General features: G+C 62.7%; 17 protein-coding genes and 1 pseudogene. 11 read left to right on the forward strand and 7 right to left on the reverse strand.

Annotated features, from left to right (window positions below):
- Window positions 1-263 precede the first annotated feature (263 nt).
- Entirely contained in the window at window positions 264-617 is a 354-nt protein-coding gene (locus MTR72_RS38405; RefSeq protein ID WP_280968588.1) for a low affinity iron permease family protein, read from the reverse strand.
- A gap of 508 nt (window positions 618-1,125) precedes the next feature.
- On the opposite strand from MTR72_RS38405, the gene MTR72_RS38410 reads away from it, so the two are divergent.
- Genes MTR72_RS38410 through MTR72_RS38435 form a run of 6 tightly spaced genes read left to right on the forward strand, consistent with a single transcriptional unit; the run spans window position 1,126 to window position 5,467 of the window.
- Window positions 1,126-1,467 (forward strand): Arm DNA-binding domain-containing protein, encoded by a 342-nt coding sequence (locus MTR72_RS38410; RefSeq protein ID WP_280968589.1) that lies wholly within the window; start codon window positions 1,126-1,128, stop codon window positions 1,465-1,467.
- Window positions 1,437-1,796, forward strand: coding sequence for a phage integrase central domain-containing protein (locus MTR72_RS38415; RefSeq protein WP_280968590.1), 360 nt, complete (start codon window positions 1,437-1,439; stop codon window positions 1,794-1,796). Before MTR72_RS38410 ends, MTR72_RS38415 begins: the two co-directional genes overlap by 31 nt.
- Window positions 1,797-1,820: 24 nt before the next feature.
- The gene (nrfD, locus tag MTR72_RS38420; protein WP_280968591.1) at window positions 1,821-3,302 is read left to right on the forward strand and encodes an NrfD/PsrC family molybdoenzyme membrane anchor subunit; all 1,482 of its coding nucleotides are present in this window, start codon (window positions 1,821-1,823) and stop codon (window positions 3,300-3,302) included.
- On the forward strand, window positions 3,295-3,825 hold the full coding sequence (locus tag MTR72_RS38425; protein ID WP_280968592.1) for a DUF3341 domain-containing protein: 531 nt from the start codon (window positions 3,295-3,297) through the stop codon (window positions 3,823-3,825). Before nrfD ends, MTR72_RS38425 begins: the two co-directional genes overlap by 8 nt.
- Entirely contained in the window at window positions 3,822-4,352 is a 531-nt protein-coding gene (locus MTR72_RS38430; RefSeq protein ID WP_280968593.1) for a c-type cytochrome, read from the forward strand. The genes MTR72_RS38425 and MTR72_RS38430 overlap by 4 nt, the downstream gene beginning before the upstream one ends.
- A complete protein-coding gene (locus MTR72_RS38435; protein ID WP_341512204.1) occupies window positions 4,349-5,467 on the forward strand; it encodes a hypothetical protein in 1,119 nt (372 codons plus the stop codon). The genes MTR72_RS38430 and MTR72_RS38435 overlap by 4 nt, the downstream gene beginning before the upstream one ends.
- Here the strand turns inward: MTR72_RS38435 and MTR72_RS38440 are convergent.
- A complete protein-coding gene (locus MTR72_RS38440; RefSeq protein ID WP_280968595.1) occupies window positions 5,403-6,290 on the reverse strand; it encodes an SCO family protein in 888 nt (295 codons plus the stop codon). The two genes, MTR72_RS38435 and MTR72_RS38440, sit on opposite strands and share 65 nt — an antisense overlap.
- A 207-nt stretch (window positions 6,291-6,497) precedes the next feature.
- Here MTR72_RS38440 and MTR72_RS38445 point away from each other — a divergent pair, with 207 nt between their 5' ends.
- Complete coding sequence (locus MTR72_RS38445; RefSeq protein WP_341512205.1) at window positions 6,498-7,574, forward strand: flavodoxin family protein; 1,077 nt, start codon at window positions 6,498-6,500, stop codon at window positions 7,572-7,574.
- 43 nt (window positions 7,575-7,617) lie between these two features.
- Window positions 7,618-8,595 carry a cation diffusion facilitator family transporter gene (locus MTR72_RS38450; protein ID WP_341512206.1) on the forward strand — a complete coding sequence of 326 codons (978 nt, stop codon included), beginning with the start codon at window positions 7,618-7,620 and terminating at the stop codon, window positions 8,593-8,595.
- Window positions 8,596-8,709: 114 nt separating this feature from the next.
- Here the strand turns inward: MTR72_RS38450 and MTR72_RS38455 are convergent, their stop codons facing one another.
- Entirely contained in the window at window positions 8,710-9,900 is a 1,191-nt protein-coding gene (locus MTR72_RS38455; protein ID WP_280968598.1) for a cupin domain-containing protein, read from the reverse strand.
- Window positions 9,901-9,913: 13 nt separating this feature from the next.
- Window positions 9,914-10,705: an NADP-dependent oxidoreductase gene (locus MTR72_RS38460; RefSeq protein WP_280970854.1), complete on the reverse strand. Its 792-nt coding sequence runs from the start codon at window positions 10,703-10,705 to the stop codon at window positions 9,914-9,916.
- Here MTR72_RS38460 and MTR72_RS38465 point away from each other — a divergent pair.
- From MTR72_RS38465 to MTR72_RS38475, 3 genes and pseudogenes are all read left to right on the forward strand, one after another.
- A complete protein-coding gene (locus tag MTR72_RS38465) occupies window positions 10,595-10,858 on the forward strand; it encodes a hypothetical protein (RefSeq protein WP_280971192.1) in 264 nt (87 codons plus the stop codon). The two genes, MTR72_RS38460 and MTR72_RS38465, sit on opposite strands and share 111 nt — an antisense overlap.
- 455 nt (window positions 10,859-11,313) lie before the next feature.
- On the forward strand, window positions 11,314-11,538 hold the full coding sequence (locus tag MTR72_RS38470; protein WP_445819686.1) for a hypothetical protein: 225 nt from the start codon (window positions 11,314-11,316) through the stop codon (window positions 11,536-11,538).
- Window positions 11,539-11,725: 187 nt separating this feature from the next.
- A pseudogene (locus MTR72_RS38475) lies at window positions 11,726-12,642 on the forward strand (c-type cytochrome).
- An 11-nt stretch (window positions 12,643-12,653) separates the two neighbouring features.
- On the opposite strand, the gene MTR72_RS38480 reads toward MTR72_RS38475, so the two are convergent.
- The 3 genes from MTR72_RS38480 to MTR72_RS38490 are packed head-to-tail and all read right to left on the reverse strand — an operon-like array spanning window position 12,654 to window position 14,261.
- Window positions 12,654-13,061 carry a c-type cytochrome gene (locus MTR72_RS38480; RefSeq protein ID WP_280968600.1) on the reverse strand — a complete coding sequence of 136 codons (408 nt, stop codon included), beginning with the start codon at window positions 13,059-13,061 and terminating at the stop codon, window positions 12,654-12,656.
- A complete protein-coding gene (locus MTR72_RS38485; protein WP_341512207.1) occupies window positions 13,045-13,914 on the reverse strand; it encodes a cytochrome c oxidase assembly protein in 870 nt (289 codons plus the stop codon). Before MTR72_RS38485 ends, MTR72_RS38480 begins: the two co-directional genes overlap by 17 nt.
- Before the next feature lie 8 nt (window positions 13,915-13,922).
- Window positions 13,923-14,261: a hypothetical protein gene (locus tag MTR72_RS38490; protein ID WP_280971193.1), complete on the reverse strand. Its 339-nt coding sequence runs from the start codon at window positions 14,259-14,261 to the stop codon at window positions 13,923-13,925.

Genomic DNA, 14,261 nt, shown 5'->3' on the forward strand with positions numbered 1-14,261 from the left:
CAATTGCTTGGCCCGCCCAAAGGGCCAAGCACCTCCAAGCGGCCCCGGCCTCCCACCTCCTACCCAGGAAACCCCAAGGCCGGGGCCCATTCTTTGGTCGCTAATTGCATGGCGGCATCCCGCAGCCCCAGTCCGGAGAGGTCGCTTCGTGTGGGAATGCTCGACGAAGCCTTTGATGCGCTGCATCCGATCGGCTTTGGTCCAAACCCCTCCCGGCAGATATCAGGACAGGTCGCGCCCGAGGCGAGCGAACGGAAGCAATTCTATTTGCCTGCTACTTCTTTCCGCACCGACTTCAACTCAGGTTCGGGCTTCTCTTCGATTCCGATGACATCTCTCGGCGAGTTAGTGGATTTGATCAGCTCGTCTAACTTCAGTTGAAGTGCTTCACTATCTCTGTTTTGCGCGTTCTGAATGAGGAACACCATCAAGAATGTGACGATGCTGCTCAGGGTGTTCATCACCAACTGCCAAGTATCGGAAAAGCGAAACACTGGACCAGAGATCAGCCAAACCAACACGAACGCGGCCGCCAATGCGAACGCCCACGGGCGCCCGGCTTGCGTCGCGGTTTCGCGTGCAAGTCGGGAAAAGCGATATTCGTTCTGGCGTCGCATCTGCTGCTAGCGTTCTACAATACCTCCTCAATACGAAGACCCAAATTCGGTTCCATTACGGAGGCCTCTTGGTGCATCGTATCATTCTCACCGCGGCCTCGGCGCCTCAGCCAACTCTGATTTCGGCAGCCGGATGAACGTCCCGCTTTCATGCAGATCAAGCCAGCCCCGTTCGACAGCATGGCTTATGCCGCGCCGACCGGCTCTATGCTCTCTGCGAGCTCCACCAGCTTGCGGGCCGCGGCCTCCGGGTTCGCGTGTGGACGTTCGCCTGTCAGTTTCATTCGTTAGCGTTCTCCAGGCCACCAATGCGAGGCCGGATCGCTGACTGAGATCTTGGTGGCCCGCAAGGCGACCAAGTGGCTGCGCTTGAAAGGATAGCCCTGTAGTTCCGAGTATTGCCGGCAGCGCAAGTGCCGCTCAAGTTCGTGGACAGGAGTGCTCGGAGCGATCCACACTATGCCGGTGTGCAGATCCAAACCCCAGACCCCCGGGATCGGAGACAAGGATGAACACGAAACGGCTGGACGCCAAGAACCTGCATCTGCTCGCCAAGGGCAAGGAGCACAATGACGGCGGCGGCCTCGGGCTGCAGATCACGCCCAAGGGCTCGATGTGCTGGAAGTTTAAGTTCACCTATGGCGGCAAGGCCGAGAAGATGGGGCTCGGCGGCATCGGGGCGCGCTCGATCCACGAGGCCCGGGAGCTGGCCGCCAAGTATGGCCGGCTGGTGCGCGACGGCCACGACCCAGCAACGACCGCCCCGACGGCGTCACCGGCAATGGCCGCTCCTCGCCGCTGTTCAAGGACTTTGCCCAAATGGTGTGCGACGCCGCCTGCAAGGGCATGAAGAACGCCAAGGCCAAGGAGAAGTGGCAGCTCAACGTCACCGCCTATTTCGCGCCGCTGCACCATAAGCAGGTCCACGAGATCACCACGCAGGACGTCCTCGACGTGCTGCTGGCGATCTGGCTGTCCATCCCGTTCGCGGCCGGCGAGGCGCGCGGGCGGCTCCAGAAGATTTTTGACACTGCCGCCGCGCTCGGCCACCGCCCCAAGAACGAGCGCAACATCGCCGAGCTGGCGCTCTTGAAGCCGCTGCTGCCGAAGCAGCCGAAGAAGGGCAAGGTGCGCGGCGCGCACCCCGCGCTGCCGTTCAAGCTGCTACCGGCGTTCTGAGTCGAGCTGCGCAAGATCAACACCATGGTGTCCAAGACCCTGCAGATGGTCATTCTGACCTGCGTGCGCGCCGACGAGGGCCAGCATGTGTCGTTTGACCAGATCAAGCCCGCCGACGATGGCGGCATGCGCTGGGTGATCCCGGGCAAGGTGATGAAGAACAACCTTGAGGCCGACGTGCCGCTGACCGCGACGGCGCTCAAGCTGCTCGACGACATGCGCGAGCTGAACGCCCAGTTGTCGGGCGGCAAGGAGACGCTGGTGTTCCCTGGCGAGAGCCGCCCCGGCGTCTACGGCGTCACGCAGTCGGAGAACACGCTGCGCAAGCTGATCCAGACCCAGATGGGCTATGACGGCGGCGACAAGCCGAAGGCGACCACGCACGGCTTCCGCACCACCTTCCGCTCATGGGGCACACTGATCTCGGCCCTCTTGCTCCTGACAGGCAGCGAGTGGCGCAACTCGCTCAACCGCTTTGCCGAGACGATGACGTTGTTTGCCGTGGTTTGCGCGGGCATCTACCCGATCCTGCATCTTGGGCGGCCTTGGTACGTCTACTGGATGTTTCCATATCCAGCCACCATGGGCGTGTGGCCGCAATTCCGCAGCCCGCTCGAATGGGATATCTGGGCGGTGCTGACCTACCTGACGGTCTCGCTGGCATTCTGGTATACCGGCCTGATCCCCGACCTCGCCGCGGCGCGCGACCGAGCAACTCGTCGCGGCTGGCAGATCTTCTTCGGCATCACGGCACTCGGATGGCGCGGCTCGGCCAGGCATTGGCTGCGCTGGTCACAGGCGTACCGGCTGACAGCAGCCCTTGCCGTGCCGCTGGTCGTATCCGTCCACAGCGAGGTGTCGCTGCTGTTCGCGGTGGGACAGATCCCGGGTTGGCACTCGACAATTTTTCCACCCTACTTCGTGCTGGGGGCTGCCTTTTCCGGCTTTGCCATCGTTTCCATCATCGCCGTGGCGCTGCGCTCGTGGTTCGGGCTCGAGAACCTTGTAACCGACGATCATCTCGATGTGCTCGGAAAGGTCCTGCTCGCGACCGGCCTGATGACGGGGTATGGCTATGTCTTCGAAGTGTTCGACGCCGTTTATTCCGGGGAGGCTCATGAGCTCCAGACGCTGGCGGATCGTTTCGCCGGCGCTTACGCCTGGACCTATTGGAGCGCGGTCGTCTTCAACTTCATTCCGCTTCAGGCGTTGTGGTTGCGCACGGTACGACGAAGCGGATGGATGCTGCTGCTGATCTCCGTGTCTGTCGCGATTGGAATGTGGCTCGAGCGCTACATGATCCTGGTCACCAGTCTCTATCGCGACTTTCTCGTCTCGTCCTGGAGCCACTTCACGCCGACCTTTTGGGACTGGTCGACCTATTTCGGCACGATCGGGCTTTTCCTCGTGCCATTCCTCATCGCTATCAGGCTCATTCCCATGATCTCGATCTTCGAGAGCAAGGAGCTTCTCTACGAAGAGAAAGAGGAGCAGCAGCATGGCTGAGCCGCTCTACGGCGCACTGGCGGAGTTCAGGAGCCCTGACGATCTGCTGGCGGCCACGCGGAAGACGAGGGAAGCCGGCTACCGCCTTCTCGACGCCTTTACGCCCTTCCCGGTCGAGGGATTGGACCGCATGCTGCGGCTTCCGCGCCCCACCGTCTCGTTCGTCGGCCTGGCAGGAGCCATCGCCGGAGCGGGGACAGCGCTCATCCTGCAGTTCTATGTCAACTATGACTACCCGCTCAACGTTGGCGGCCGACCCATCTACGCGATCTCGGCATTCGCTGTCGTGACATTCGAGCTGACGATACTGTTTTCGGCGCTCGCCATGCTGATCGGGATGCTATGGCAGAACGGCTTACCGCGGCTCAACTATCCCGTGTTCGGCACCGGGCGATTTCACCGTGCCAGCAAGGATCGTTTCTTCCTTTGTGTGAGCGCGGACGACGCGATGTTCGAGGCGGGTAACACCCTGGCATTCCTGAGCGACGCGGGCGCGTTGTCGGTGGAGCTTGTGCCGGGATGAGCAGGGTGCTTCTCATTGTTGCGCTTGCAACTCTGCTCGCCGCCTGCGACCAGAACATGGACGTGCAACCCAGCTATAGCGAATACTCGAGCGCACCGTCGTTTCGTGGTAGCGTGCTGCGCCGGCCGCCGGCGAACACCGTGGCTCGTGATGATCTCGAACGGGAGAAGGTTGCCACCGCGAAGCCGGCGCTCTCGGCTCAACTGTTGGCGCGGGGACGACAGCGTTTCAGCATTTTCTGCTCGCCATGTCATGGCGCCGGCGGGGACGGGACCGGCATCATCGTCCAGCGCGGCATGCCGCGCCCGACGAGCTATCACAACGATCGGCTGCTTGCCGCGGACGACCAATACTTTTTTGATGTGATCACCAACGGCCATGGCGCGATGTATTCCTATGCCGCGCGTGTGCAGCCGGCAGATCGCTGGGCAATCGTCGCCTATATCCGTGCACTCCAGCTCAGCCGTCACGCGTCGCTCGACGACGTGCCGTCGGACGAGCGCGCCAAGCTCGAGAGCTCGCCATGAGAGTGCGTAGCGGCATAAGAGGCGGGGTGGCGGTGGTGTCGGGCCTGGTCCTGATCGCCGGATTTGTCGTCGACGCGCGGTCGGCCGTTGCCGCCTATCTCGTCGCTTGGATTGCCTGGGGCGCCGTTCCAATCGGCGCGCTGATTATCTTCATGACCAGCTATCTGGTGCGGCGACGCTGGACCGAGGCGTTGCATCCTATCTTCGTCGCGGCCATCGGCATTCTGCCGGTTGTCGCGCTGACGTTCATTCCGGTCCTTCTCTTCCTGAAGGATATCTATCCGGCCATCGCCGATGCGGCGTCATTGCCGCCATTCAAGGCGCGCTGGCTTGTGCCTTGGTTTTTCGTTTTGCGGACCGTGTTCTACTTCGTGGTCTGGATCGGGCTGGCCGAATGGCTACGGCGAGCCTGGCGCAATGACGAAGCCATGGTGCGTGCGGCATCGATCGGATCGATCGTGTGGACCCTAACCGTCTCATTCGCCGGGATCGACTGGATGGAATCGCTGGAGCCCGAATTTCACTCCTCGATCTATGGATTGATCTATCTCAGTTTCGTGCTGACGAATGGAACGGCCTTCGTCATCGGTGCCAGCCTGCTGTCGATGCGAAGGATCGGTCCGAGCCGCAGCTATAGCGGCCTGCTGCTCTCGGTTCTCCTGCTCTGGTGCTATCTCCACGCCATGCAGTACATCGTCATCTGGTCGGGAAACATCCCCAAGGAAGTCACCTGGTCTCTGGCGCGATCGGAAGGCGGCTGGCAGTTCGTGCTGGCGGCGCTCTCTTTCGGGCAGTTCGTGTTCCCATTCTGCGCGATGTTGAGCGCGAGGGTGCGATCGGACCCGTATTGGCTCTTGGCCTTGTGCGGGCTGACGCTGGCGATGCGGTGGCTCGAATCAGCGATCCTCATCCTGCCGGCAATTCGGGGGCTTTCCGTCGCCATGACCGGCGCAATGCTGATCGCCGCGGCGCTCTTTCTTGGCGCGGTGTTGTGGCTGGCGTTCGATGCTGCGCTCGTCGGGAAGGCGGAGGAGAGGGCGCCGACCGGCACTATCTGGTGGCGCACTCGCGCCGAAGCAGAAGCCAAATCAGCACAGCAAGAACGATCACGCTGATCGAGGAGGCAGCGAACAGCAGCCGCCGTGCCGCGAGCGTATAGGTGCCGCTCGTGGGATCGAAGCCGTAGCAGAGCAGGTGGACTTGGTCGGTCCAGCGCCCGATATGTCCTTGGCCCGCTTCGACCACGGCCAGACGCAGGCTCGTGGCATCGACCGCGAGAGCCGAGAGTGTGCGCGAGATCCGCCCGTCAGGCGTGACCACGAAGGCGGCGGCAGGATGGGCGAATTGGTCATGCTCGCGATCGCAGATCGTCCGAACTCCAAACGCGTCGGTCAACGAACTAACGTCCGTTGCTGCCGCCCGCAGGAAATAGCTCTGCCCGGGCAGGCCGCACCTTGTGCTGAGTTGCGCATTCTTCATGACGAGCGCTTGAGCGACGGTGTCCTTGGGATCAAGGCCGGCGACGATGAGCCGAAAGTCCTCGCCTGCTCTCAGGCCCGTATCGGCCAGGGCGTTCGACACGATCGATATCGCCGGCCCGCAAAGCGTTTCGCAGGTGTAGTCGGCGAGGATCCAGACGGTCGGGATGCCTGCAAGCCAGCTTTGCAGCGGCGCGGTGCGACCGTCCAAATCGTTCATTAGGGTCGAAAGTGGCAGTTGCGCGTTGTCGCGGGGCACGAGCGCGACTTGCTCAAGCTGCGAGGCGGTGACGGCCGCCTGCGCCATTAAAGGCATCGTGATGCAAAACATAAGGGTAGTGAGCCACCCCGCGACCAGAACGCGAGGTCGTTTTGCGGATGCATCAATCGATGGTTGGACGAGCAAGGGGGGCGCACGACGTCCAACCATCCCGCAATGCTCCGCCGCGCTCTGAAGCAAGCAGATAATCCCGCGACTGCTCGCTTCGCGGACGCGCTCGGCTGCGCTAGGGAGGGCCATGGCGAGGTCGCTTCGGTGTTTGCTGAGGAAATGGATATCAAACTCATCGCGCGATCGCGTGTTCCTCGGGGCGCCGGCTGGGCCTGAGGAACCGCGGCCGGACGCGGCACGTTGGTGCAACGAATACATGACCCCTCAGGAGAGACTATGGGGAAACCGGACATTCGCAAGGGCATGCCGCCCGTCAGACTGTCGCGCGGCGAGTTCGAAAGCCGCTACCGGAGCCAGTTCATCGATCCCGTTTTCGCGCCACTGAAGTGCGAACTTGATGCAATCGTTGCCGCCGCCTGGGACGCCTACAGCGATTCGCGCAAGGCGCCGGTGACGAGAAAGGCGGGCGCCGGCTTTGCCGATCCCGACTACAATCTCGCGGTGGACTGGCTCGACGCGCGCGCCGCGGTCCTCGAGGCACAGCGGCGGCACGACGATGCGGACGCCCCGCCGCGCATCCTGATCATCAATGGCTCGGCTCGCAGCGAGCACACCTGTCCCGGCGAGATGTCAAAGACCTGGCGGATCGTGAAACTCGCCGAGCCTGTGTTCGCCGAGATGGGTTTCGTTGTCGATATTCTTAATCTCTCCAGGCTGGCCTCGGAGTTCGGCAAGGCCATCCACCCCTGCAAATCCTGCGTCGCGACCTCGGTGACGCTCTGCCACTGGCCGTGCAGTTGCTATCCGAACTATGCGTTGGGACAGAGCGCAGATTGGATGAACGAGATCTATCCGCTCTGGGTGGCCGCGCACGGCATCCTGATCGTGACACCGGTGAACTGGTATCACGTGCCGGGCGGGCTCAAGGCGATGATGGATCGCCTGGTCTGCGCCGACGGCGGCAATCCTGATCCGACGTCGACGCACGGCAAGAGGGCCGACGAAGCCAAAGCGCTGGAGCTGAAGGGCTGGCCCTATCCGCGTCATCTCGCCGGCCGTCACTTCGGCTTAATCGTCCACGGCGACAGCGTCGGCGTCGAAGGCGTCCGCCGGACGTTGTCGGACTGGCTGACGGACATGCGCCTGATCTCGGCCGGCCGCTTCGCCGAGCTCGACGGTTATGTCGGCTATATGGAGCCGTACGCCACATCGCACCAGGCGCTGGACCATGATCGCGAGTTTCAGCAGGAGGTGACCAATACGGCCCGCGCGCTGGGCCGCGCCGTGAAGCTCGCGCGAAGCGGACGGTTTGAGGATCCGGGAGCAGGCCTTTCGGATCCGACTCCGAAGTGAGAAAGTGCAAAGCCGGTATGATCGTCGCGGCACAGGTTCGTCGATGCGAAGCGAGATCTCGGTGAGAGCGGCGGCACAAGGATCGTCGAAGACCATCGTCCGTGCTGCGCTCATCGGCAACATGCTTGTCGCGGCTACGAAGACTGCCGCCGCTTTCTGGACGGGCAGCTCGGCGATGATGAGCGAGGCCGTGCACTCGGTGGTCGATACCAGCAATGAGGTGCTGCTGCTCTATGGCTACCATCGTGCAAGCCGCCCGCCCGACGAATCCCACCCGCTCGGCTATGGGCGCGAGCTGTATTTCTGGAGTTTCATCGTCGCGCTGCTGATCTTCGCGCTCGGCTCCGGCGTCTCGCTTTATCAGGGATTGCTGCACGTCGCCGCACCCGAGCCGATTGAGGATCCCATCGTCAGCTTTGTCGTGCTCGGGCTCTCGTTCCTGTTCGAAGGTGCATCGTGGCTTTTCGCCCTGCGCCGCTTCCGCTCGGAGAGCGAGCGGTTTGGCTATTACCAGGCCTTCGTCCGCAGCAAGGATCCTCCAGCCTTTATGGTGCTGCTCGAGGACAGCGCGGCGCTGGTTGGCATCGCCATTGCGGCCGGAGCCACTGCGGCGGCGGTGTGGCTGGCCCAACCGGTCTGGGATGGTGTCGGCTCGATCCTGATCGGCATTCTCCTCGGAATTGCATCGATCGGACTCGCCCGCGAAAGCAAGAGTCTCCTGATCGGCGAGCCGGCGCATCCCGAGCTCGCGCGATCGATCCTCGCCATCGCGCGACGCTCACCCGGCGTGCTTCAGGCCAATGGCCTCCTGACGGCACAACTGTCGCCATCCGAGGTCGTCGCAGCGCTGAGCGTCGAGTTTGCGGACGACAAGCGCGCCGACGACATTGAGCAGTGCGTGATCTCGATCGAGACCGAGATCCGCAAGCAACATCCGAGCGTCGCGGCCCTTTTCATCAAGCCGCAAACCGACGCGCGCTACCGTACCGTTCGCGGCAGGCGCTTGGGCCTCTGGTCGTAGCGCATGAGCGGCTCCTTCTCCGGAGCGGATGACCATTGCCGATAGATTGGAGCCGAGGAGAAGGGCAGTACCATAGGCGACGTTCAGACTAACGATCGAACCTGAACGCCAAAGCTAAACGATCGGCCGCTTGTCCTTGCGCAATTGCTCAAGCACACTGCGATCGATGTCCAGGTGCGCCGCGACCAGCTCAGGCGGCGTCAGTGCCATCCATTGCGCGAGGGAAACGTCGATGAAGCGTGGCGCCTTGAACAGCTCGAGGAACCGCAGCGGCTCGCTGCCGGTGTTCTCGATGAAATGGCTCATCGACATCGGCACGTAGCCGACGTCGCCCGCCCGGTAGTCGAATGTCCGCGCCCGCGCCTCGGCCGCGAATACGGTCATTCTCGCCTGGCCGGAGATGTAGTACTGCCACTCGCAGTGCAGTTCACGCATGTGGCCGGGGTTGACCTCGAGCAATGCCGCAGCAACATCGGTCGAAATGGGAAAGTTGCGGGTATCGGCGATGCGGACGTTGCCGCCAGGCGACTGGGTCGGAGGCTGCTGCATCAGCCTGAAGACCATATCGAGCGGCACTCCGCCAAGGGGATTGCGAACAGCGTCCGCCTGTAGCTGTAGCGGCGGTGGTTCGGCTTGAAAGATGAAGCGTTCTTGCTTCGGAATGCGGTCGAGCGCCTTGACGTCGACGGCCAGATTTCTTGCCAGCACTTCGCGCTCATTGTGTGCGAATAAGTCGGTGATGGCAAAAGTGCTATCTTCCGAGAACTCGCCGTCCGGAAACGCCAGCAGGAACTCGCAGCCGTCGTCGGGCAGCCCTTGAATCGAGTGCGGAATGCCTGAGGGGAAGTACCAGAGGTCGCCCGGGCCAACATCGGCGATGAAATTGTGACCATCGTTGTCGACCGCCGTGATGCGCGCCTTGCCGGCCAGCATGAAAGCCCATTCGGCCTGCTTGTGCCAGTGCAACTCGCGGACACCGCCGGAAGTGAGGCGCATGTTCACACCGGCCATTGTGGTCGAGAACGCGAGTTCGCGCTGAGTGACTTCGCGCGACCAGCCGCTTTCGCGGATCTTCATGTGGGCATCTGCAAACGAGGACCGGAGGTTTGGCAGCGAACCATGGTCGGTGGACGGCGGTCGCAGGATATCTGGATTCTGACGCTCCCGGTCCGGGTTACGGGGGCCGATGATCGGAGCGCCCTTGCTGCCGGACACGGGCTCATTGCCTTGTTGCGCCGAGGCGGCCGCGGTAGCGCCAAGTGCGGCTGCGGCGGCCAGCAAAAATCGTCGGTTCGGAGAGTTCATGGCGTGATTCTCCTCAACCGCAAATCAGCACGATCTTGCCGGCGGTGTGGCCTTGCTCCACGGTGGCCAGAGCCTGCTTCGCCTGCTCAAGAGGGAATGTGGTCTGGATATGCGGCTTCAGCTTGCCGGCATCCACCAGTCGTCCAATCTCGGCCAACTCCTCGCCGTCGGGCTCGACAGTGTAGCGCATGGCGGTCACGCCGAGCGCATTCGCCCGATCTCGCGACGGCTCGGTCAATGTGGAGATCAGGCGTCCGCCCTTTCTGAGCAGCGCCCAGGAGCGTTCGCGTGTCTTTCCATCGATCAAGTCGAAGACCATATCGAGATCTGTGGCGACTTCTTCGAAGCGCTGGGTCTTGTAGTCGATGACAACGTCGGCGCCGAGCGTTCGCGCGAGATCGACATGTTCTGTGGAAACGGTTGTCAGCACACGGGCGCCCTTTGCCTTGGCGAACTGAATCGCGAAATGGCCGACGCCGCCCGAGCCGCCGTGGATCAGAACGGACTCTCCCGCTTTCAGCTTGCCGTATCGGAATAGGCCTTGATGCGCCGTTTGTCCCGCCAGCGGGACCGCCGCCGCATGGACATGATCAAGCCCGGCCGGCTTAGAGGCGACCGCTCGCTCTTCCAGGACCACCTGCTCGGCGTAGCCGCCGCCGAACACCGGAACCATTCCGAAGACCTCGTCGCCCGCTTGAAAGCGCGTTACTTGGGCGCCGCACCTCTCCACGATGCCGGAGACGTCTCTGCCAGGAGTGTAGGGCAGGCGATCCTCCTTCACGGAGGGATACTTGCCCGACCTGATCTTGAAATCGACGGGATTGACGCTTGCCGCACGGACCGAGACAAGGATCTGACGCGCGTCGGGGCCGGACTGTTCGAGGCGATCGACGCCGAGCGCGTCATTGTTGCCGAAATGATGAAATCGGATTTTGATGAGCTTTGCCATATCGGCTGACGCATCAGGGCGGAGCGCGTTCCTATTTGTGCAGCCGCGGGTATCATCTTTTCGAGAGGATAGATAAAGCAACCGCGGAGGTCGCGCTCATGCTCAACAGTCGGTCCCAGATGTTCGACTCTTGCCTCAAATGACACACTCGCTCCCAGGACGACCGTTGCCCAACAGGCGTCCAGCCAAGCGTCTTCATTCCAGGTGGCGTTCACTTCTTCTCGCATCAACTGTCGGTTGAGAGTTGCGATGAACAAGTTGGATGCTCGACGTTTGATGCGGTGGCCGCGCGGGGGGCGGTGCAAGAACAAATCCTGCTGGCCGGCGTTTCATGGCAAATAGCCCGACAATGGCGGACGCCGTTGTTCCACCTTTCCAGCGAGGGAGGAGCCAATGAGCGCAAGCCGCACCAGAACTAGCGACACCGAGGCGCAAGCGACCACCAGCCACGATATCATCCGCAAATGGGCGGAGGAGCGCGGCGTAAGCCTGCGACCGTCAAGGCAACAGTGGACGACGGTCATGCCGGCATCTTGCGTTTCGACTTTGATCGCAAAGACGAAGGGCTCGACCGGATCAGTTGGGACCAGTTCTTCCAAAAATTCGACGAGACCGGCATCGCGTTCCTTCATCAGGACCGCACCAAGGACGGTAAATTGAGCCGGTTCCACAAGTTCATGCGGCGCTAGGCAGGTCGCGGACAGGCGGCCGGGGCCGACGGCCGGACCGATGCAATGCATGTCGGCGATTTCCAGCGCGCTGTTACCGGCGGCCAGCGAGCGCGTCCGGTTGAGCCGGGAACGGCCAGCCGAAGGAACAGTGACGAACGCTGCCTGTTAGTCCGGTTGGGCAGGCTGTCGAGGAAAAAGCAAGTGGATGCGCGGCTGGGTCTGGGCGATGACCGGAGTTGGATCGGCCGCGCTGATCGCCGGCGTCATCTGGATGATCACCGCGCCCGATCTTTTCGCGAACGCTGATCTCAGCGGGATTTTCGAGGGCGCGGGCAACGCGGAAAGAGGCAAGCTCGTCTTTGCGGCCGGCGACTGCTCGTCCTGTCATGCCTCCCCAGGACAACCGGACCGTTTGCATCTCGGCGGAGGGCTGGCGCTCGCCTCTCCTTACGGAACGTTTCGCGCGCCGAACATTTCGATGGATCCCATCGATGGGATCGGCACGTGGACGACCAGAGATCTCGCCAACGCGCTCCTGAACGGTGTCTCGCCAGATGGAAGCCACTACTATCCGGTATTTCCATATGCGAGTTTCACGCATATGAGCGCCGCGGACGTGGAGGATTTGATGGCCTACTTGCGGACACTCGCGGTGGTGAGGGGCCGTCCTCCGGAACACGAGCTCAATCCGGTGTTCGGCATTCGCCGCTTTGTCGGTTTCTGGAAACTTCTCTACTTCAAGCCCGGTCCGCTTTCGCGGGACGCTGCGCGTGACGAGAAATGGAATCGCGGGCGCTATCTGAGCGAGGCGCTCGCCCATTGCGCCGAGTGCCACTCATCGCGCGACACGTTCGGCGGCATCGCATCAGCAACGCGCTACGCAGGTGGGCAGGATCCCGAAGGCGCGGGCTTCTACCCAATATCACGCCCGAGCGCATCGGTGACTGGTCGGAGCAGCAATTGGCGAACATGCTGAAAACCGGCACCACGCCGAACCACGGGCGCGTCGGCTCGTCGATGGCCGATGTGGTCACGAACACGGCCATGCTGCCGCAGAGCGATCGCGAGGCGATCGCAATGTTCATCAAATCACTGCCATCTCGGCCGACTGCCGCACCCTGAGCGCCTCGGCGCTATTGCGCATAGAGGTAGGCTGCAATGTCACGCGCCTCGGACTCGCTGATCCCGGTCACCGGCATGGCCGTTCGCGGCGAAAAGGTTTGCGGTGCGACGATCCATTGCACGAGATTGTCGGGCGAGTTGGTCGTGACGCCGGCGATATAGACGCGCCCCCGAATGCCGGAGAGCGAGCTGCCGACCTGCCCGTTCCCGCCGGGAACGCCGGGGATCGTATGGCACCCCACGCAGCCGTAGCGGCGCATGAGTACCGGTGCGCGGGATGGATCGCCCCCGGTGATGGCGCGGGCAACGCGATCGGCCTGCACTCGGGACTTCCAAGCGAAGCCACCGGCGCCAGCCGCAGCGATCAGGAGTCCGGCCACAGCGACGACTGAGCCACGCTTCCTAGACAACAAGGGCATCGGCTTGCTCGCGGTGTTTGCTGGCTCGCCTGATCCACAGCGCAATCAGCGCCAGGGCGGCGCCGGCATAGATCGTTCCCGCCGGCACCCACATGATGATGCCGGCCATCTGCTGGTCTTCGAGCGGCGTCAGGCCCCAGGCGGCCGCCGCAGCCACCTGCTCCTGATAGAGCAGGCGCGGCGCCAGCGCCATCAGGGCGCCCAGGATGGTCGTGTGCAGCATGGTCACGAACACGTGCCAGGCGGCCGTACCGGTCTCGCTGCGCCGAAATACAGACCACCAGAACAGGACAGCCGTCAGGAAGAAACTCAGATGCTGCAGTCGATGCATGGTGACATTGGTGATCGCTGCATCGAACAGGGGCGGAGCATGCCAGGTCCAGATCGCAACTGCATGCAGGAGTGTGGCATTGCGGCCAGCGCTTAGGAAGGACCAGGCTGCATCGATGGCCGAAAATCGCATCCAACGGCCGATCCGCACCCGCGCGCAGCGGGGCATGGACCAGAGCAAGATTCCGACCGGTCGTGCGATCACGATCAATGGCGCAGACACCGCCAGCAGGATCTCGTGTTCGATCATGTGAAAGCTGAGCAGCCGCTCGCCGAGCCAGTGCAGCGGCGAGGCCAGCGCCGCGATCAGAGACAACCAACCGGCCCAGCAGGCGGCAATCTGCCATATCCGGGCCGCGACGATTTGCGCCCGCCGTTTCAGCAGCACCAGCGCACCCATGCTGTACATCAGTCCGAACGCGAGGAGGGGGACGACGATCCATGGATCAAACGTCCAGCTTGGGCGCAACAGCTCTTGCGCGGGCCCATGCGCGTGCGCCGGACTCGCCAGCAGCAGGATCATCGTCGCCGCTATTTTTCGCATCCGCTCAGCACCATCGCGGCAATTCCCTGCATCAGGAGTGCAAAGGTGAAGATCGTGGCGGAGAGGGCACTGACCCCGCCTCCGAAGGAAACTGTGTTCGGCCTGGAGGAGGCGTCCGCCCCTAGTCGCCCCGCGCATCGCCATGAGACTATGCCGGACAGACTCGTGATGGCGGCTCCGAGAAACGACGTGATCGCCGCCGCATGCAGCGAGCGGCGGCAGTCGGTGTAGGGCAGGACCTGCCCTAGCTGCATGTTCACGGCCCAGATGAGCGGCGCAAGCCAAAGTCCGGCCCAGATCAGGAGGTGTGCGAGAGGTTTTGACAT

The sequence above is a fragment of the Bradyrhizobium sp. ISRA442 genome, assembly GCF_038085055.1.
Classification (GTDB): domain Bacteria; phylum Pseudomonadota; class Alphaproteobacteria; order Rhizobiales; family Xanthobacteraceae; genus Bradyrhizobium.